Origin of the sequence: Enterococcus silesiacus, from assembly GCF_001886225.1 — a bacterium.
Lineage (GTDB): Bacteria > Bacillota > Bacilli > Lactobacillales > Enterococcaceae > Enterococcus_L > Enterococcus_L silesiacus.
Window position 1 is genome coordinate 156,158 of record NZ_JXLC01000002.1, and the last position, 17,946, is coordinate 174,103.

Consider the following 17,946-nt stretch of genomic DNA (forward strand, 5'->3'; position numbering starts at 1 on the left):
GATTTATGAAGAAAAAAGTTCACTTTTTTCAATCGGTCAATTTTAAGATTGCCTTATCATTTATTTTATTATTGTTGATTGCGATCCAAATTATCGGAGGCTACTTTATTCGTGAACTGGAATCGACAACGATCAATGATTATAAAAAGAATGTTGATTTGCAGGTAACCCAACTAGCAAGTACATTAAGTGCAAAGTTAGGTGAAAAAAATCGAGATCGTACCGAGATCGATGCGAATCTGAAAAAAACATTAAGTGATTTCTCAGCTTCTGAAACGCTGGAAGCTCGTGTCGTTGATGATAAAGGAATTGTGAGAGCAACGAGCGATTTAAATCGACAAGGAACTGTTGGAAAGAAAAATGATTATCGTGATCTGGATGATTTTAGCGTGAAAAAATATCCAGCAATGGATAATGATAGACGAGTATACATCAATGTTCAGCCTATCCAATCCCCGACTGGCGACACAGTCATCGGGGTTCTTTATGTTAAAAGTAATATCGAAGGCAAGTACAAGGAAATTACAGATACGGCTCGGATTTTCTTTACAGCTTCAATTATAGCGGGAGCAATTTCGATTATCGTGACTCTTTTGATTGCCCGCTCGATCACACAACCAATCGGTGAAATGCGAGAACAAGCGCTGCGGATTGCCAAAGGCGATTACACTGGAAAAGTCCAAGTCTATGGAAAAGATGAGTTAGGTCAGCTGGCAGAAACATTCAATCAACTTTCTGAACGGATCGAAGAAGCCCAAGAGACGATGGAAGCAGAGCGCAATCGTTTAGATAGCGTACTGGCTCATATGACAGATGGGGTTATTGCCACTGATCGCCGAGGTAAAGTGATTACAATCAATGAAATGGCCCTGTCTTTATTAAATGTGAAAGATGAAGACGTGATTGGTTCTTCTTTACTGGAATTGTTGGATATAGAAACAGATTATACTTTACGGAAACTGTTGGAAGAGCCAGAAGAAATTTTGATCGACCGTTCCTTATCTACAATGGAAGATGATCAAATGATCATTCGGGTTGACTTTGCGATGATTCGTCGAGAATCTGGCTTTATTACGGGACTTGTTTGTGTGCTTCATGATGTAACGGAGCAAGAGAAAAATGAGCGTGAACGCAGAGAATTTGTTTCCAATGTGTCTCATGAGCTACGGACGCCTCTAACCAGTATGAGAAGTTACATTGAAGCGCTAAGTGAAGGCGCTTGGGAAAATCCTGAAATCGCACCTAATTTCTTGAAAGTTACTTTAGAAGAAACCGATCGGATGATTCGGATGATCAATGATTTGTTGAATCTTTCAAGAATGGATTCTGGTAATGGCGAATTACAGCTGGAATACGTTAATTTTAATGAATTGATCAATTTTGTTTTAGATCGTTTTGATATGATGGTTGAAGCAAACGATAAAAACTATTCGATTCATCGTGAATTCACAAAACGTGATTTATGGGTAGAATTGGATACAGATAAAATAATTCAAGTCTTAGATAACATTTTAAACAATGCAATCAAATATTCTCCTGACGGTGGAGAAATCACCTGTCGCCTGCTTGAAACCCATAACAATGTTATCTTTAGTGTAACGGATCAAGGTCTCGGTATTCCTAAAAAAGATGTCAATAAAGTATTTGAACGTTTCTATCGAGTAGATAAAGCACGTGCACGCGAACAAGGAGGTACAGGGCTTGGATTAGCGATCTCAAGAGAAGTAATCAAGGCGCACAATGGTGCAATTTGGGTGGAGAGTCAGGAAGGTCAAGGTTCTACCTTTTATATATCCTTGCCTTATGAACCTTATGAGGAGGATTGGTGGGAATGAAAATAGCAGAAAAAGTTGTAAGGATTGGTTTGATTTTCTTAGTCCTGCTTAGTATATATTTTTCAGTCAGTATCTGGCTCAGCTCCTCTAAAAAAGAACAACCGATCAAAAATGAGGCCCAACTTGCAGCAACGGTCGTTAATGAACGGCTCGATACGGATGTTTTTTTACCGTTGCGTTTGATTCGTATGCAAGATGGCAAATCAGAAATGAATAATAGTGAAAATTTGATCACGAATATTCAAAATGAAATCAAGCACAGCACATATGGAAAACTAACTCAAATCACTCGTGGTGACTCGCAGCAATTCGAAAAATATCTATCGATGGATCAAGGGCTAGAATTGCTTTATGAAGGGCCTTTTTTGCTAAGTGAATATGTTTCTGTCTATGACTTAGACCTTAAATTGGCCGAGTTTAGCGAAGATGAAATTTTCTTTACTTGTATCCAAATTGATTTAGCGCAAAATAAGATTCGTTTCTTGGATTTTAACCGCAAAGATATTTATGAAGCCCCGATCACGATTGATAGTGATAAAGTGTTAAATTTAATGAACAAGGTTGGTGTACAATACAATCAAATTTTAGAACAGCAGGCGATAGCGGGCAAACATTACTATCTGTCTGAAGATTTAAAAATGAAAAAATATAGTTACATTTTAGCTTCTCAGCCTGTGACTAAATTTCGGAGTGCCTTTTTCACCAATACTGATGATATTCAAACGAATGAAGATAGTAACGATTTGTCTTATACTAGTGGTAGCGAGCGTTTGACGGCAGATGAACAACTAGGCACGATCCATTTTAACGGAAATCTAGAAGCTAGAAATGCGAAAGATACTATTTATTCTGACAGCTTTAATTATATAAAGAAGCTAGGGACAAGCATGGGGAACATTCGTTATTTTGATCGAACCAATGCTGAAATTAATTATCGAACATTTGTAGAGGGTTTTCCCGTTTTTAGTGAAAATGACAAAGGTCAAGTACGAGTGACGATTGGCAATGACAAAGCTGAAAAATCCAGTGTTATGATCGAAACAAGTGTGGATACGATTCAAGTCCCGATTCCTTCTGAGGAGGAAGTTGTTCTAGAAAGTACTGAAAACTTGCTGGAGCAGTTGACTTTAAATGGTGCTGATCCAGATAAAATCAGTTCAACTGTCATTGGTTACACCTGGCATAAAATTGAAGAAATAACTCAAGTTGTCGATCTGACCCCCGAATGGTATATTCGCTACGATGACAAATGGTATCCAGAACGTGAATTACTGGAGCAATTGGCGAATATGGAGGTGGAATAATGGATTTCAAACGAATTGAGTGGATTTTTTTCTTAGCGTTTCTGGGCTTGAATTTATTTCTATTTGGTATTTATCAGGAAGGGTTAAAAGAAGAGAATAATGTCTCTTTTTCTGATCAGACTGATAGCATTGAAAAGCGCTTGGCTAAAGATGGTATCAAGTACAAAGGAACTCTTTCCAGCGAGAAAAAAGAAGGCTACTATCTAAGTGGGGAGCAAACGAATTTTTATGATGCTATTCAACATGAGCGGGAAACGAGAGACCGGAATTTTTTTAAAAATAGTAGCGAATTGATCGATAATTCTGTCACTGTTTATCCGCAGATGAACTCTGCTCAAACCAGTTATTTTATTGATGAAAAAAATGTTGGAAAATCATTAGAAGCTTTTTTAAATGATAAAGATAGTGTATTGTTTGGCGATCAATATCGTTATTTACCTGATTTTTCCAGTTTAGATGGAGAATTTCCAGAGGTGATTGTTTCTCAAGGGTACAAAGATATTCCTTTTAAAGATGATACAGCCCAAATTTCATTAAAATTAGAAAAATCAGATGAGTCTGACGGTATTCACAAAATTTATAAGTATACCCAAACACATATACAAGCGATCGAAGAGTTACGAGATAAGATGGATTTATTCTCTGAACGTGATGCAATCGAAACACTGTATATAAATAATAAGATTCCAAGTAATGCAAAGATCTCATTTATGGAGTTGGCTTATACGAGAATCTATAAAATCCGTGAAAAAAATGTCTACGTACCAGTCTGGTTTGTCGGGATCAAGGCAAGTGGAAGCAACTTGCAGATTGAACAAGTCAATGCCATGAGCAATACGATTATTACAAACAATACTGTGCCAAAGGTGGAAAATCAGTAGTGTTGGATGTATAATAAGTAGCTGTAGACTAATGAAGGGGAGCGAGTAGAAAAATGAGTCAAGAAAAAGCTTTTAATATCAGCATTCTTGCCAGCGGCAGTACAGGTAATTCCCTTTTTATTGAAACGGAGAACAAAAAGCTGCTTATAGATGCAGGATTAAGCGGGAAAAAAATTACATCATTACTGGCAGAAGTTGACCGTAAACCAGAAGATTTGGATGCTATCTTGGTGACCCATGAACATCGTGATCATATTCATGGAGTAGGCGTTCTGGCTAGAAAATATAAATTAGATGTCTATGCGAATGAAAAAACGTGGGCAGCGATGGACCCTTTGATTGGAAATGTAGCTGTTGAGCAAAAGCATATCTTTGATATGGGTAAAGTGCTGACATTTGGTGATATGGATATAGAAAGTTATGGTGTGTCTCATGATGCAGCTGCTCCTCAGTTTTATCGTTTCTTTAAAGATAACCGCTCATTTGTGATGTTGACCGATACGGGTTATTGTAGCGATCATCTTCGGGGAACGATCAAAGATGCAGATGCTTATCTGATCGAAAGTAATCATGAGTTAGAAATTTTACGAATGGGTCCTTATCCGTGGAGTTTAAAGCAACGAATTTTAGGGGATAAAGGTCATTTATCAAATGACGACGGCGCATTGACGATGGCTGATGTAATCGGAGATCGTACGAAGCGGATCTATCTAGGACATTTAAGTAAAGAAAATAACACTAAAGAGCATGCTAGAATGGCGATGGAATCAATTTTAGCTGAAAAAGGTTTAGGTGTGAATTTTGATTTTAATGTTTATGATACCGATCCTGATTCGGCATCAGAATTATTTGCGATTTGATACATTTGGGTAAGGCAAAATTGTTTATCAGTTTTGTTTTACTCTTTTTTTGTTATGCAATGGAAATCTTATAGATCCTTTAATATAGGCTGGCTTGTCTTGTTTTTTTTTGATTGGTGCAGTATAGTTAGTTATATTTTGGAATGTTAAAAAAAGCATCTGTAGAAGATACGATTACGGATGTTATTTTTAGCAGTAGGAGGAATTAGATGTTTCAGTTTTTACCTCATTCAGTGTTGCAAATGGGCACTATTTTTCTATCAATTGTGATTGAAGCGTTACCGTTCGTGATGCTTGGGTGCATAATCTCAGGTGCTTTACACGTATTTTTAACGCCAGAACGCGTTAAAAGGATACTCCCAAAAAATAAATTATTATCAATCCTTGTGGGCAGTATTTTAGGCTTCTTTTTTCCTTCTTGTGAATGTGGCATCGTACCGATCGTGCATCAATTTGTGAAAAAAGATGTGCCTACTTATACGGCGTTTGCCTTTATGATTACAGCACCGATCATTAATCCGATTGTTCTTTTTTCAACCTATATTGCTTTTGGAAATTCTGTGAAATTTGTTATTTGGCGTGTGCTTGGCAGTCTGCTGGTGGCACTAGTCGTAGGTGTGTGGTTAGCATATATCAATAAAGAACCTATCTTACAGCAATCTGCATATGATCATACCTGTGCTATAGAGGAAAAAGAGCAGCAACAGGACAAAGCAACGTTTTGGCATAAAACTTGGTCTGTTTTGACACATGGAATCGAGGAGTTTTTTGATACAGGGCGTTATTTGATTTTCGGTTCATTGCTAGCTGCAGCGATGCAGACTTATTTACCAACAGGAGCGATGCTACAGTTAGGGCATACAAAGCTTTTAGCGATTCTTGTGATGCTCGTTTTAGCGGCTACATTGTCATTATGTTCAGAGGCAGATGCTTTTATCGGCTCGTCGTTATTGAGTTTATTCGGGAATGGACCTGTTGTGGGATTTCTCGTTTTTGGACCTATGGTGGATATCAAAAATTTATTGATGATGAAACGTTACTTTAAAACATCGTTTATGTTAAAATTTGTCGGTATTGTAACAGTAGTTGTCAGTCTGTATGCGTTGGCAATCTAAGGAGGGAAAAGTTGATGCTTCGATTTTTGATTTTAATTGGTTATACGATGTTGATGATGTTTTTACAAGTATCGGGTAGACTAAACCAATATATAAATGTTCATTACCGCTATTTAGCTATTTTATCGATGATCCTTTCTTTTGTCTTGGCGATGGTTCAGTTGATTCTTTGGAATAAAGAAGCGGATAAAAAGACATCTGAACACCATCGTCATGAACAGGAGCATGATCATGGCTTAAATAAGCCGTATCAAAGAGGGATTGCCTATATTTTATTGGCTTTGCCTTTAGTTGTCGGTTTTATGTTTCCAACGGTCAGTTTGGATACTTCGATTGTTGAAGCCAAAGGGTTTAATTTTCCGCTAAGTAAAGAGTCTGTTGGTGACCCTGACGTAGAAACTCAATATTTAAAACCAGATACTAGTATTTATTTTGATAAAACTGATTATGAGAAACAAATGAAACAAGCACTAACACAATATATTAAAGATGACAAAGTGACTGTTACAGACGAAAATTATTTAGAAGTAATGGAACTGATCTATAATTATCCAAGTGAGTTTATTGGAAAAACGATTACGTATAAAGGGTTTGCTTTTAATTCTTCACAAAATGAAGAAACAACTATATTTGTTTTCCGTTTTGGGATTATTCATTGTGTGGCGGATTCTGGAGTCTTTGGATTATTGACACATATGCCTGAGGGACAGAACTTTAAAAATAATGACTGGGTGGAATTGACGGGAACGATTCATTCAGGTTATTATGCACCGTTTAAGCGAGAAATTCCGATGGTAGATGTTACGAAGGTAAAAAAAGTTGAAGAACCAAAAAATCAATATGTTTATCGTTCATTTTAAATAGAAGCTCGGACTAAAAAATTCATGAATGATTGTCTGATAAGCGTTAGCTGTATAAAGAAATCATCGTAAAACTATATAGGTCCTGACACATGATGCAAAGAGTTATACATCATGTGTCAGGACCTACTATTTTAACGATTGATTCTAAAAGTGTAAGCTACTTACTTTTCCCAAACCAATTGATACTCTAGTTCACCAGTGTTATCTACTTGTTCAGCGACTTGTTGAAAGTCTTGTTTTAAGTAGAAATCGAGAGCTTTTTGGTTTTTAGCATAGACGGAAAGGTTTAACGTATTATATTTAGATTTGACTTCATTTAAAAGTTTTTTGCCAATGCCTTGTTGGCGGTGTTCACTGATGACAAATATTCCAGCAATATAGGTTCCAGTAATACCAAGAAAGGCAAGGATCTTCCCTTCTTGACTATAGGTGTAAAGAACCGCTTGAGGCAGTTGCTCTCTTACGAATGCAAGATTTTCTTGCCAATAGGAGGCAGGAATAAAAGAATGCGCTTCTTTATTTGCGTTCAGCCAAATCGATAAGATTTCCTCTAATTCTTTAGTTGTTAGGTTTTCCATTTTTTTTATCATCGTTGATATCCTTTCTGATTGAGTTTATGAAAGAATAGCTAATGCACTCATCAAGCCACCTCCTTGCTTAGTTTCTAAACTGTTACTTTTCTTCTTTTTTTCGAATCAAACTCACTATGTCCCGCTTTTCTCTAAAATTGCGAATGTTATGATTCAAGACCTCCGATAAGACTAGACCTAAAGCAATTGCGCCGGCAATCATAATGGCTTGGACAGTAGAATAAATAGCGGTTTCGTATTGACCGATCACTAAATTTCGAACGGCTTGGTAGGCTAGACCACCTGGGACTAAAGGGACCATTCCAGGAATATTGAAAATGGTAACAGGGAGTTTCAGAGTTTTGGAAAAGCCAAAACTGACTGCAGCCACACCCAAAGCACCTAATAAGGAGCCTAGTGCTGCGTTTGCACCTAGTTGAACGGCTAACCAATAAAGCATCCAGCCAGAAGCGCCAGACAAACCACAAGCGGCTAATGAACGTCTAGGCACGTTCGTAATGATAGCATAGGCTGCTGATGCTAAAAAACTGAATGAAAATTGAACGAGTAGATTGACCATATGACACCTCCAAATTCTTATAAATGGGAGGGATTAAATCCCTAAAGCTAATTCTTAATAAAATAATTGGAACACAAAAGCTATTGCAAAGCCGATCATTGAAGCAGTCATCATTGCTTCAGTTCCTCTGGAAACACCAGAAAGATAATGCCCCGCTAGTAAGTCACGTAATGCATTAGTGATCTGAACGCCTGGAACTAGCGGCATCACACAACCGATAATTATCATATCTTGATTAACGCCTAATCCAATCTGACTGCTTAAAAGAGCTGCACAGCCGATAAAAAAAGCAGCTAAAAATTCAGAAAGAAACTTGATGCGCAAAATTTTTAAACTTGAATAATAAAGAATATAGCCGAAGCCTCCGATCAGACAGGTCAAAAACAAATCTGACCAAACACCGCCAAATAAAATCATGATTGTTCCGCTGACAACAGCTGCACTGATAAATCTCAGCCATAAGGGGAAAAATTTTCGCTCTTGCTCTAAGTCTTTAAGCTGCTCTAAGAGTTCGTCTAATGTATATAATCCAGTTACATATTCTCTGGAAAGCTGATTGATCCTTGAGACTTTTTCTAAATTGATCGAACGATTTAAAATTTGCACCATACGAATGGTTGAAGTGCCGTCTAGTCCTACGAAGAGCCCTGTTTGGGTGACATAACTGACCAAGCGATAATCTCCCGAGGCCAAAGCAATTCGGCTCATGGTATCTTCCACCCGATACATTTCGGCATCACTTTCCAGCATGATCTTTCCTGCTAACAAGCAGGTTTCTAAGACTTTTTCGATATCAATAGTTGCCATTTATTTTCCTCACTTTTTCGTTCAATCATTTATCTATGATAAGTATAGTTGATTCTGGTTGGAAAAAATAGCGTAGAGTTGTAAAAATATCAAACCAGAGTGATCAAATTGCACAAAACAATGATTATTCAAGTGCTTTTTGTTTTTGATGAATAGTGGAAAAATAAATTATCCCTTTCTGATTTCTTATCGTATAATAAAAAAAGTATGAAATGATAGAATGATTGGGAGGAATAGGATGATTTTATTGGGTTCATTGATTAATGGGTTAGCAATTATCTTTGGCAGTTTATTAGGCGCAGTTTTGCGCAATATTTCAGAACAAATGAAAGATACTGTCACAAAAGGCATTGGTTTAGGGGTACTAGTATTAGGGATTCAAATGGCTTTTAAAACATCTTCTTTTATAGTGATCCTGATCAGTTTGTGTTTAGGTGCGATGTTTGGAGAGCTTCTGAGAATTGAAGATAGAATGAATCGATTTGGCATAAAGCTAGAAAAACGATTTGCGAAACCAGACAGTAATTTTGCAGAAGGATTTGTAACAGCTTCACTGATTTTTTTGATTGGATCGATGGGAATCATCGGGGCGATTGAAAGTGGTGTTGCAAATAATCATCAAACACTATTTACAAAAGCTGTAATGGATGGTTTTATGTCGATCATGTTGAGCGCAACATTAGGTGTTGGAGTGCTTTTTTCAGCCGTGCCTGTGTTTCTGTATCAGGGGGGTATCGCGTTACTTGCTAGTGTTTTGATGCGTTATATTCCTAATGAGTTATTAGACTTACTGATGGGAGAAATTAGTTCTATTGGTGGTTTGATGATTTTAGCTATCGGTTTGAATATAATGGGGCTTACCAAAATCAGAGTGTCTAATTATTTACCAGGAATTATACTATTGATTGGAATTATTACACTACAATTTTATCTGTAACAAACAAGAATTTTTGCGAAATTAAATCAAATGATGACAGACAGTTGTCACTATTTTAATGTTAAGATTATTTCATAAAGAGAAAGGTGTGATCGAATTGACGATTCAGTTAATAGAAAAAACAATCAAAGGTAAAAAAATTCGCACGAATAATAACCGTTTAGACGAAATTATTGCATTGTGGAGCAGTGTTCCTCAAATGGATTTGGCGGGTGAATTTTTCGCGGTTTATTCGAACTATGAAAGTAATTTTAAAGGAAATTACGACTTATTAGTAGGGAATGAACAAGCTGATTTTCTAGAGAGTTCCGTTATTCGGGCAGGGCAGTATGTTGAAATTCCAGTAGCCGTTGGCAGCCCTGAAGGTGTGGGAGAAGCTTGGCAGAAGATTTGGAAAGATGAAGCATTAGAAAAAAAACGTACTTATTTGACAGATGTGGAACATTATAAAGAGGATGGAACGGTGACGATTTATCTTTCTGTATAGTGATTGAGAATGTAAAGAATTTAAATAGCCTGTAGAAAAACGCAAATAAGTTTTTCTACAGGCTATTTTTATTCAAAATATGATGAATATAGTTGTGTGTAATGAATAAATATTTATTATTTGACTATAAATTAATAAAAAACCGTTGACTTGTTTGGGGAGAGAACTTATAATATGAAAAACAACACTCGTTTGAAAAAAATAAAAAGAAGAGAAGTGAAGCAAATGAAGGTCTCAATTGTTGGTGTAACAGGTTATAGCGGGTTAGAACTTTTACGATACCTTAGACAGCATCCATTCGTCGAAGTCGTTTCGATCCATAGTTCTTCGATGAATAAAAAATCACTGGAAACAATCAATCCGCATTTGCGGCAGCTCATTTCTTTGCCTCTTGAACAAATCGATCCAAAATCAATCATGAAAAAAAGCGACCTAGTTTTTCTTGCAACACCTTCAGGGATTTCTAAAGAGTTAGCTTTACCATTTGTGGAAGCGGATTTTCCTGTCATCGATTTATCGGGAGACTTTCGCCTAAAAGAAATTGGTGAATACGAGACCTGGTATGGCCAGTCTGCTGCTCCAATGAATATAATTCAAAAGTTCGATTATGGTCTAGCAGAATATCGAGAAAAACCCCGATCAAAATGGATCGCTAACCCGGGCTGCTATGCGAGTGCGGCAGAATTATCTTTAGCCCCTTTATTGAAGGAAGATAAACTAGTATTAGATTCTATCATCATTGATGCCAAGTCAGGTGTTTCTGGTGCAGGTAAAGGATTATCTCACAGCACTCATTTTTCTGAAACACATGACAATATGACGCTGTACAAAATGAATAGTCATCAACATATTCCTGAAATCGTCCAGCAATTAAAAAAATGGACGCCAGCTCTTAAAGCAATACAATTCTCTACATCTTTGATTCCAGTAACAAGAGGAATTTTTTTAACAGCCTATGCCAAATTAAAACAACCAATTTCTGACGAGAAATTAGTTCAGCTGTACCGAGCCCATTTTGAAAATAGCCCCTTCGTAAGGATTCAAGAAGTCGGCTGTTATCCTGTGCTTAAACAAGTGATTGGCTCAAATTATTGTGATATTGGACTGGCTTATAATACACAGACGAATATAGTCACCGTGGTCACAGTGATCGATAATTTAGGCAAAGGAGCTGCAGGCCAAGCCGTTCAAAATCTAAATATCTTTGCCGGATTTGATGAACGATCAGGATTAGATTATTTACCGATCTATCCATAAAATAAGTGATAATTAAATAAATTGAATAATGGCATGATAAAAAATAAAGGGAGCGACAAACATGAAGAAGGTTATCGTTATAAAAATGGGTGGAGTAGCTAGTGACAATTTAACAGAAGCTTTTTTTAAACAGATCAGTCATTGGCAAAAAGAAGGGAAAAAAGTTGTTATTGTTCATGGCGGCGGACATTACATTTCTGAGATGATGCAACGTTTAAATGTACCAGTGGTCATCCAAGATGGATTGCGTGTAACAACTGCTGAAACATTAAAGATCACTCAAATGGTTTTGATTGGGCAAGTACAACCAATGATCACAGCTCATTTTCAACAGGAAGGGTTCTCAGTCGTAGGGCTAAATGCGTCTTGTGGCCAGATTATTACAGGTTCTTTTCTGGATAAGAATACATTAGGCGCAGTTGGTGAGGTCAATCAAGTGGATACCGAATTGTTAGAGCATTTACTTAAAACCAAGCATATCCCGATCATTGCACCACTTGGATTAACGAAAACAGGTGAATGGTTGAATATCAATGCTGATCATGTTGCCTGCAAAGTAGCGGAAGAACTGAAAGCTGAAAAGCTTTACCTGTTAACCGATGTTCCGGGTGTAAAAAAAGAAAATCAGTGGCTAAAAGAACTCTCTACTAGTGAAATTCCTAAACTAAAAAAAGAAAAAATCATTAAAGGCGGAATGTTGCCGAAATTGGAAAGTGCTGTTGCAGCGATCAAAGGCGGTGTCAAAGAAGTTCACATTACCAATCAACTTCAACATGCTGGCACCATTATCAACGCGAAGGAGGTTTTTGTATGAGCTACTTATTTCCTAATTATCAAAGAAAAGAATTAGAAATGATGGAAGGTTTCCAAAATACATTAATCGATCAAAATGGGAAACACTATCTTGATTTTACTAGCGGCATTGGCGTAATGAACTTAGGTTATAATGATCCTGAGTTAAATCAAGTCTTACAAGATCAGTCCAAACGATTATGGCATACACCTAATTTATATGAAAATCATTTGCAAGAGCAAACCGCTGAAAAGCTAGCAAAGGGAAAAGAGTATGTCAGCTATTTTTGTAATAGTGGTGCAGAAGCCAACGAAGCAGCGATAAAATTAGCCCGTAAAGCAACAGGTAGAAGTAAAATCATTACCTTTACTAATTCTTTCCATGGTCGAACATATGGCGCGATGAGTGCGACGGGACAAAATAGTATCCATCAAGGGTTTGAACCGTTAGTACCAGACTTTACTTATGTCCCATTTAATGAACTTGAGCCGTTAAAGGCCGTAGTCGATCAACAAACAGCGGCCGTCATGTTGGAGTTGATTCAAGGTGAAGGCGGTGTTGTACTAGCAGATGAGCAATGGGTTCAAGCGGTTCAGTCGCTTTGCCACGAGTTTGGAGCTTTATTGATCATCGATGAAATTCAAACAGGAATTGGGCGGACAGGGACTTTTTATGTTTATGAAAATTATCAAGTTGAACCAGATATTTTTACTTTAGCGAAAGGGCTGGGCAATGGCATACCTGTTGGGGCAATGCTTGGAAAAGCTTGTCTGGCAGAAAGTTTTGGCCCAGGCAGCCATGGCTCGACTTTTGGCGGTAATAAATTGGCTATGAGTGTTGCATGTAAAGTGGTTGAGCGTATCGATCAAGAAAACTTTTTGCAAGATGTTCAAAACAAAGGGCACCAACTATACACAGGTTTAAAACAAATAGCAGAAAATAATCCACTGATTAGATCTGTTCGCGGTAAAGGACTAATGCTGGGGATCGAGCTAGTTGATCAAGATACAGTGAAGTCTATGATGGATCAATTAGAAGCTGAAGGGCTACTTGTATTAAAAGCGGGGCAAAATGTCTTACGACTGTTACCACCGTTAACGATCACGGAAGAGGAAGTGGATCAAGGTCTGGAAATAGTTGAAAAAGTCTTCAACAGTTTATCACAGGCGGATCTTTAAAAAGGAGAAGGACAAATGACAAATTCGATGTATGGTAAAAGTGTTTTAAATTTAACGGAGCTATCAAAGGAAGAATTTCTATCGATCATTGAACTGGCTATTACAATGAAAGCTAAACCTGAGGACTATCGTGGTGTTTTGGCAGGAAAAATTTTAGCGATGATTTTTGAAAAAAATAGTACTCGAACTCGTGTTTCATTTGAGGCTGGTATCATCCAACTTGGGGGACAAGCAATTGTTTTAGATTCTAAAAGCACTCAAATGGGGCGCGGAGAACCTATCAAAGATACTGCAAAAGTTATGTCTAGCTATGTGGATGCTATCATGATCCGTACCTACTCAGATCAAATGGTTGCTAAATTAGCTGAGGAAGCATCCGTCCCTGTGATCAATGGGTTAACAGACCATCATCATCCATGCCAAATACTAGCAGATTTTCAAACGATTTATGAACAAAAAGGAAAACTAGAAGGAATCAAATTGGCCTACATCGGGGATGGAAATAATATGGCTCATTCATTTTTGATCGGCGGCAGTTTGGTGGGAATGGATATTAGTATCGCAACACCTGTTGGATACGAACCCAAAGCAGAGTTTGTTGAAAGCGCTAAAAGGAATGCAAAAGCAAGTGGCAGCAAAATCCAAATCACTAACGATCCAGAGCAAGCAGTGAAAGATGCTGACGTTTTAGTAACCGATGTTTGGGCCAGTATGGGAGATGAATCTGAACAAAAAGAGCGGGAGACAGTATTTAAATCATTTCAAATCAATAATCGACTAGCAGTTCAAGCAAAAAAAGATTATCTGTTTTTGCACTGTCTACCTGCCCATAGAGGAGAAGAAGTCTCAGCAGATATTATTGATGGAACGCATTCTGCCATTTATCAAGAAGCTGGTAATCGTCTTCATGCACAAAAAGCGTTGCTTGTGAAACTCATGACCAACTTATAATACATTAGAATGACACGAAACGATATTTTCGTTTCGTGTCATTCTATTCTTTTTGAAAAGCATACATAGACCATTGATTCGTTGTATGATGAGCATACAATAAGAAGTTATGGTCAGATAGATAAGCGTTGAAATCAGCCGGTTTTTTAAACTTGGGTAAAAAGTAATTGATTTTTGCAGTTTCACAGGAAAAAACAACTATCCCTTTATGTTTTAGAACCCGATTTATTTCAGATAAGGCTTTATCCAAGTCATTCCAATGGAAATGTGTTTGAAAAGCGGTCACAAAATCGAATGTTTCAGGAGCAAAACCTAAGCTATGGACATCCATTGTTTCAAAGTTAAGATTTTTATTTTGAACATACTTTTTTGCTTGTGTGATGGCGTCTTTGGAAATGTCTATACCTGTTACAGATAATGCGTTTGCTTGATCTAAAAGATATCGGCTAGAAACACCATTACCTACACCAATATCCAGAATCGTCATTTGATCACTTAAAGCAACTTTTGTCATCGTCCATTTTACTAAGGGAAGGTACACACGATTCCAAAGTCGCATCATCAAAATACCAATATATCCAGTTGGCGTTTTTGATTGTTTTAGTAAAATCAAAAACAAACAAATCAATAACAGGAAAATACAACAGATGATCCAAATTAACATAAAAAAACTCCTTTACTCTATACTCAAACCTTCTAAGTTAGTATACATTAAAAAAATAGGTGTTAGAAAAAATAGTGAGAAATTTTTTTCGAATTTTGGGCTAAAATGAATTTATTCGTCCGATAATCCGTCTATTCTGGTAAAATTAAAGGAAATCTTTAATATATAGTAGAAAGTGTTAAGTTTTGTTTGTAGTTTTGGCTTGTTTTTAGTAGAATGGTACTGTATGAATAGAATATAAGTGAGGTGTAGATAAATGGGTTTTACAGATGAAACTGTACGTTTTGATTTTGATGACAGCCGTAAGAAGGAAGTAAGTGAGACTCTGGCTACTGTATACAAGGCTTTAGAGGAAAAGGGATATAATCCGATCAATCAGATTGTGGGCTATTTACTTTCTGGAGACCCGGCCTACATTCCTCGTTACCAAGACGCTCGAAATTTGATTCGTCGTCACGAACGGGATGAGATCATGGAAGAGCTGGTTAAATATTACTTATCTGATCATGGAATCACTATTCGATGAGAGTAATGGGACTTGATGTCGGCTCAAAGACTGTGGGAATCGCCGTCAGTGATCCGTTTGGCTGGACTGCACAAGGCATTGAGATTATTCGGATCAATGAAGAGCAGGAAGAATTTGGCTTTGAACGGTTAGCTGAATTAGTCAAGGAATATGAAGTGACCCGCTTTGTTGTGGGATTGCCGAAAAACATGAATAATTCGATTGGACCAAGAGCAGAAGCATCAATGGCTTATGGCAAGCAGATAGAAGATCTGTTCCAAATACCTGTTACCTACCAAGATGAACGTTTGACGACAGTTCAAGCAGAACGAATGTTAGTTGAGCAAGCGAACACTTCTAGAGCGAAGAGAAAAAAAGTGATTGATAAAGTAGCTGCTGTCATGATTTTACAAAATTATCTAGATGGCGCTGGCAATAAAATTTAAATGACTTGTTAGAAAACAAGTGTCAGATAAAAGGAGAGCATAATAATGGCAGAAGAGCATAACCACGAACATGATCACGAAGGACATGAACACATTACTTTAGTAGATGAACAAGGAAACGAAACATTATATGAAATTCTTTTAACCGTTGACGGACAAGAAGAATTTGGTAAAAATTACGTTCTCCTTTATCCAGCTGGTGTTCCAGAAGAAGAAGATGTTGAATTACAAGCCTATGCTTACATCGAAAACAACGAAGGAACAGAAGGCGAATTACAACAAATCGAAACAGACGCTGAATGGGACATGATTGAAGAAGTGTTCAATACATTCATGGCGGAAGAAGAAGAATAGAGCTAAAAAGTGAGCTAAGCCCTTGATACATAAGGACTTAGCTTTTTCTGTTAATTCAGTGAATGCCATTAGTTAAAAATTTAAGTGATTTACTAGTTTTTCAACTGTTTTTTCTTTTGATTCTTGTGACAAGTGGCTATTATTGATCATACAATAGGCCGTTCTTATCCAGACACATACAGTTTACTTAGTTATCAATTTAGCACGGACTTTTTAAATGCTTTAGATAGCGAGATGGGTAAAAGAGGAGTATAGTTATATTTAAAACCGTCGTAGTTATGACGTTTTTTTATTATTGTCTAATATAATCAACTTAGTACGATTACGTGTAGTTTTGGTAAACTAAAATAAAAAGGAGTCGAGTGATTATGTTTACTAACCTAGTGAATCTATTTTTTGATGCTGAAGGATCTTTCCAATGGGCAAGCATTGCAGCAGGTATAAGTTTGATAGCCGCTGGTATCTCAATCTGGGGAACATTTAGAAATAACAAAATTCAGAAGGAGATTAATCAACAGAATATTGATGCTAACTTAAAATCAAAGGCTCGTCTTGAATGGATAAACAATGTGAGAAAGGAAACTTCTGAGCTTTTGAGCTTATCTGGTAGAAGACAAGCATATACATACAAATTAGAAAATCTATATAAAATGGGTGACTATTCTGATGTAGAAATAAAAGAGATAGAAAAGTTAAATGTGGATATCTTTGAGGTAAGTAATAGTATAACAACACAGCTATATAAATTAAAATTAATGTTTGGACCGGAAAATGGTGAAATTTTAGAAGATGAGTACGGGCTGATTATGAGGGGGCAATGGGAGCAACTAGAATTATTCACTATAGGTACAAATTCCTATCAAAACGAGTCAAAAATGAAGGAATTAATAGATAAGTTGAGAGAAAAGGAGACAAATAAAGGTAAGAACGAAATAATAGTTGGTCTTATAAATATAATAATTCTATCGGTAATGTATGATCCAAAATTATTTGAGAGGTAAGTAAAAAAAGCTGAAGAGGAAAAAAGACCAGTCAATTTTCGTACGTATCAAATTTATATACTGACTAAGACGTTGGGCAATATAATGCGATTGTACATTAAAATTGAATGGGACTTAGCCAAAAAAGGAAAATAGAAAGAAAAGCCTTTATTCTTGAAAGTTATTTTACTTAAGAAAAGATTGAATTTGAATCAAAGACAACAACCCTTTCAACTAAAAAAACACTTTCTCATCTTTAATTCCTTTTTCCCACTCAACCCTAATGAGTGGGTATTTTTTGGTTTCATATTTAAACAGTTCATACTTGTAGTAAATTGTAGTAGATCGCTGCATCTTTCTTTTTCAACGCTATATGTAAAGTGGCCGGTCGTAAATTAGGCCACCTCAAGATGATAGACTAGGTATTTTCTAGTTCGTTTCATGTACGCCGTTTTGTCGGATATGAACAATAATGTTCAAAACTTCCTTTACTATCAGTGTCGGATAATTTTGACCTATAGCTTGAAGAGTCGCCAAAATTAGTTAGTCCTAAAATAGCTGAGGGGAAAAGTTCCCTGAC

20 protein-coding genes are annotated in these 17,946 nt (G+C 36.8%); 16 read left to right on the plus strand and 4 right to left on the minus strand.

Annotated features, from left to right (window positions below):
* The first annotated feature begins 5 nt into the window (after nt 1-5).
* The 6 genes from walK to RV15_RS01940 all read left to right on the plus strand — a co-directional run bounded on the left by walK (nt 6) and on the right by RV15_RS01940 (nt 6,855).
* A complete protein-coding gene (walK, locus tag RV15_RS01915) occupies nt 6-1,835 on the plus strand; it encodes a cell wall metabolism sensor histidine kinase WalK (RefSeq protein WP_071876374.1) in 1,830 nt (609 codons plus the stop codon).
* A complete protein-coding gene (locus tag RV15_RS01920; protein WP_071876375.1) occupies nt 1,832-3,139 on the plus strand; it encodes a YycH family regulatory protein in 1,308 nt (435 codons plus the stop codon). Before walK ends, RV15_RS01920 begins: the two co-directional genes overlap by 4 nt.
* Nucleotides 3,139-4,020, plus strand: a complete 882-nt coding sequence (locus tag RV15_RS01925; protein ID WP_071876376.1) for a two-component system regulatory protein YycI — start codon at nt 3,139-3,141, stop codon at nt 4,018-4,020. The genes RV15_RS01920 and RV15_RS01925 overlap by 1 nt, the downstream gene beginning before the upstream one ends.
* Before the next feature lie 53 nt (nt 4,021-4,073).
* Complete coding sequence (locus RV15_RS01930) at nt 4,074-4,880, plus strand: MBL fold metallo-hydrolase (protein WP_071876377.1); 807 nt, start codon at nt 4,074-4,076, stop codon at nt 4,878-4,880.
* Between the two features lie 209 nt (nt 4,881-5,089).
* Nucleotides 5,090-5,995, plus strand: coding sequence for a permease (locus tag RV15_RS01935; RefSeq protein WP_071876378.1), 906 nt, complete (start codon nt 5,090-5,092; stop codon nt 5,993-5,995).
* A gap of 14 nt (nt 5,996-6,009) precedes the next feature.
* Complete coding sequence (locus RV15_RS01940; RefSeq protein WP_071876379.1) at nt 6,010-6,855, plus strand: TIGR03943 family putative permease subunit; 846 nt, start codon at nt 6,010-6,012, stop codon at nt 6,853-6,855.
* 164 nt (nt 6,856-7,019) lie between these two features.
* On the opposite strand, the gene RV15_RS01945 is transcribed toward RV15_RS01940, so the two are convergent.
* The 3 genes from RV15_RS01945 to RV15_RS01955 all read right to left on the minus strand — a co-directional run bounded on the left by RV15_RS01945 (nt 7,020) and on the right by RV15_RS01955 (nt 8,814).
* Nucleotides 7,020-7,436: a GNAT family N-acetyltransferase gene (locus tag RV15_RS01945; RefSeq protein WP_245791192.1), complete on the minus strand. Its 417-nt coding sequence runs from the start codon at nt 7,434-7,436 to the stop codon at nt 7,020-7,022.
* Between the two features lie 94 nt (nt 7,437-7,530).
* Nucleotides 7,531-8,007, minus strand: a complete 477-nt coding sequence (locus RV15_RS01950) for a threonine/serine exporter family protein (RefSeq protein WP_071876381.1) — start codon at nt 8,005-8,007, stop codon at nt 7,531-7,533.
* A gap of 54 nt (nt 8,008-8,061) precedes the next feature.
* Nucleotides 8,062-8,814, minus strand: coding sequence for a threonine/serine exporter family protein (locus tag RV15_RS01955; RefSeq protein WP_071876382.1), 753 nt, complete (start codon nt 8,812-8,814; stop codon nt 8,062-8,064).
* Nucleotides 8,815-9,052: 238 nt separating this feature from the next.
* On the opposite strand from RV15_RS01955, the gene RV15_RS01960 reads away from it, so the two are divergent.
* From RV15_RS01960 to argF, 6 genes are all read left to right on the plus strand, one after another.
* On the plus strand, nt 9,053-9,751 hold the full coding sequence (locus tag RV15_RS01960) for a DUF554 domain-containing protein (RefSeq protein WP_071876383.1): 699 nt from the start codon (nt 9,053-9,055) through the stop codon (nt 9,749-9,751).
* Nucleotides 9,752-9,809: 58 nt separating this feature from the next.
* Nucleotides 9,810-10,238, plus strand: a complete 429-nt coding sequence (locus RV15_RS01965) for a GyrI-like domain-containing protein (protein ID WP_071876384.1) — start codon at nt 9,810-9,812, stop codon at nt 10,236-10,238.
* Between the two features lie 225 nt (nt 10,239-10,463).
* Nucleotides 10,464-11,495, plus strand: a complete 1,032-nt coding sequence (gene argC / locus RV15_RS01970) for an N-acetyl-gamma-glutamyl-phosphate reductase (protein ID WP_071876461.1) — start codon at nt 10,464-10,466, stop codon at nt 11,493-11,495.
* A gap of 61 nt (nt 11,496-11,556) precedes the next feature.
* A complete protein-coding gene (gene argB, locus RV15_RS01975) occupies nt 11,557-12,309 on the plus strand; it encodes an acetylglutamate kinase (protein ID WP_071876385.1) in 753 nt (250 codons plus the stop codon).
* Nucleotides 12,306-13,466 (plus strand): acetylornithine transaminase, encoded by a 1,161-nt coding sequence (locus RV15_RS01980; RefSeq protein ID WP_071876386.1) that lies wholly within the window; start codon nt 12,306-12,308, stop codon nt 13,464-13,466. Before argB ends, RV15_RS01980 begins: the two co-directional genes overlap by 4 nt.
* Nucleotides 13,467-13,481: 15 nt before the next feature.
* A complete protein-coding gene (argF, locus tag RV15_RS01985) occupies nt 13,482-14,417 on the plus strand; it encodes an ornithine carbamoyltransferase (protein ID WP_071876387.1) in 936 nt (311 codons plus the stop codon).
* A 43-nt stretch (nt 14,418-14,460) separates the two neighbouring features.
* Here the strand turns inward: argF and RV15_RS01990 are convergent, their stop codons facing one another.
* Nucleotides 14,461-15,081: a class I SAM-dependent methyltransferase gene (locus RV15_RS01990; RefSeq protein WP_071876388.1), complete on the minus strand. Its 621-nt coding sequence runs from the start codon at nt 15,079-15,081 to the stop codon at nt 14,461-14,463.
* Nucleotides 15,082-15,337: 256 nt separating this feature from the next.
* On the opposite strand from RV15_RS01990, the gene RV15_RS01995 reads away from it, so the two are divergent.
* The 4 genes from RV15_RS01995 to RV15_RS02010 all read left to right on the plus strand — a co-directional run bounded on the left by RV15_RS01995 (nt 15,338) and on the right by RV15_RS02010 (nt 17,387).
* Nucleotides 15,338-15,607, plus strand: coding sequence for an IreB family regulatory phosphoprotein (locus tag RV15_RS01995; RefSeq protein WP_010760982.1), 270 nt, complete (start codon nt 15,338-15,340; stop codon nt 15,605-15,607).
* The gene (ruvX, locus tag RV15_RS02000) at nt 15,604-16,032 is read left to right on the plus strand and encodes a Holliday junction resolvase RuvX (protein ID WP_071876389.1); all 429 of its coding nucleotides are present in this window, start codon (nt 15,604-15,606) and stop codon (nt 16,030-16,032) included. Before RV15_RS01995 ends, ruvX begins: the two co-directional genes overlap by 4 nt.
* A 45-nt stretch (nt 16,033-16,077) precedes the next feature.
* Nucleotides 16,078-16,386 (plus strand): DUF1292 domain-containing protein, encoded by a 309-nt coding sequence (locus RV15_RS02005; RefSeq protein WP_071876390.1) that lies wholly within the window; start codon nt 16,078-16,080, stop codon nt 16,384-16,386.
* Nucleotides 16,387-16,769: 383 nt separating this feature from the next.
* A complete protein-coding gene (locus RV15_RS02010) occupies nt 16,770-17,387 on the plus strand; it encodes a hypothetical protein (RefSeq protein WP_217265792.1) in 618 nt (205 codons plus the stop codon).
* Nucleotides 17,388-17,946: the final 559 nt, after the last annotated feature.

Bases quoted from the DNA above. Each gene is read 5' to 3' on its own strand.
- RV15_RS01955 (WP_071876382.1), bottom strand. From the start codon at position 8,814: ATGGCAACTATTGATATCGAAAAAGTCTTAGAAACCTGCTTGTTAGCA.
- RV15_RS02005 (WP_071876390.1), top strand. From the start codon at position 16,078: ATGGCAGAAGAGCATAACCACGAACATGATCACGAAGGACATGAACAC.
- RV15_RS01945 (WP_245791192.1), bottom strand. From the start codon at position 7,436: ATGGAAAACCTAACAACTAAAGAATTAGAGGAAATCTTATCGATTTGG.
- RV15_RS01925 (WP_071876376.1), top strand. From the start codon at position 3,139: ATGGATTTCAAACGAATTGAGTGGATTTTTTTCTTAGCGTTTCTGGGC.
- RV15_RS01935 (WP_071876378.1), top strand. From the start codon at position 5,090: ATGTTTCAGTTTTTACCTCATTCAGTGTTGCAAATGGGCACTATTTTT.
- walK (WP_071876374.1), top strand. From the start codon at position 6: ATGAAGAAAAAAGTTCACTTTTTTCAATCGGTCAATTTTAAGATTGCC.
- RV15_RS01920 (WP_071876375.1), top strand. From the start codon at position 1,832: ATGAAAATAGCAGAAAAAGTTGTAAGGATTGGTTTGATTTTCTTAGTC.
- RV15_RS01965 (WP_071876384.1), top strand. From the start codon at position 9,810: ATGTTAAGATTATTTCATAAAGAGAAAGGTGTGATCGAATTGACGATT.
- ruvX (WP_071876389.1), top strand. From the start codon at position 15,604: ATGAGAGTAATGGGACTTGATGTCGGCTCAAAGACTGTGGGAATCGCC.
- argB (WP_071876385.1), top strand. From the start codon at position 11,557: ATGAAGAAGGTTATCGTTATAAAAATGGGTGGAGTAGCTAGTGACAAT.
- argC (WP_071876461.1), top strand. From the start codon at position 10,464: ATGAAGGTCTCAATTGTTGGTGTAACAGGTTATAGCGGGTTAGAACTT.
- RV15_RS01990 (WP_071876388.1), bottom strand. From the start codon at position 15,081: ATGTTAATTTGGATCATCTGTTGTATTTTCCTGTTATTGATTTGTTTG.
- RV15_RS01940 (WP_071876379.1), top strand. From the start codon at position 6,010: ATGCTTCGATTTTTGATTTTAATTGGTTATACGATGTTGATGATGTTT.
- RV15_RS01930 (WP_071876377.1), top strand. From the start codon at position 4,074: ATGAGTCAAGAAAAAGCTTTTAATATCAGCATTCTTGCCAGCGGCAGT.
- argF (WP_071876387.1), top strand. From the start codon at position 13,482: ATGACAAATTCGATGTATGGTAAAAGTGTTTTAAATTTAACGGAGCTA.
- RV15_RS01950 (WP_071876381.1), bottom strand. From the start codon at position 8,007: ATGGTCAATCTACTCGTTCAATTTTCATTCAGTTTTTTAGCATCAGCA.
- RV15_RS01995 (WP_010760982.1), top strand. From the start codon at position 15,338: ATGGGTTTTACAGATGAAACTGTACGTTTTGATTTTGATGACAGCCGT.
- RV15_RS01960 (WP_071876383.1), top strand. From the start codon at position 9,053: ATGATTTTATTGGGTTCATTGATTAATGGGTTAGCAATTATCTTTGGC.
- RV15_RS01980 (WP_071876386.1), top strand. From the start codon at position 12,306: ATGAGCTACTTATTTCCTAATTATCAAAGAAAAGAATTAGAAATGATG.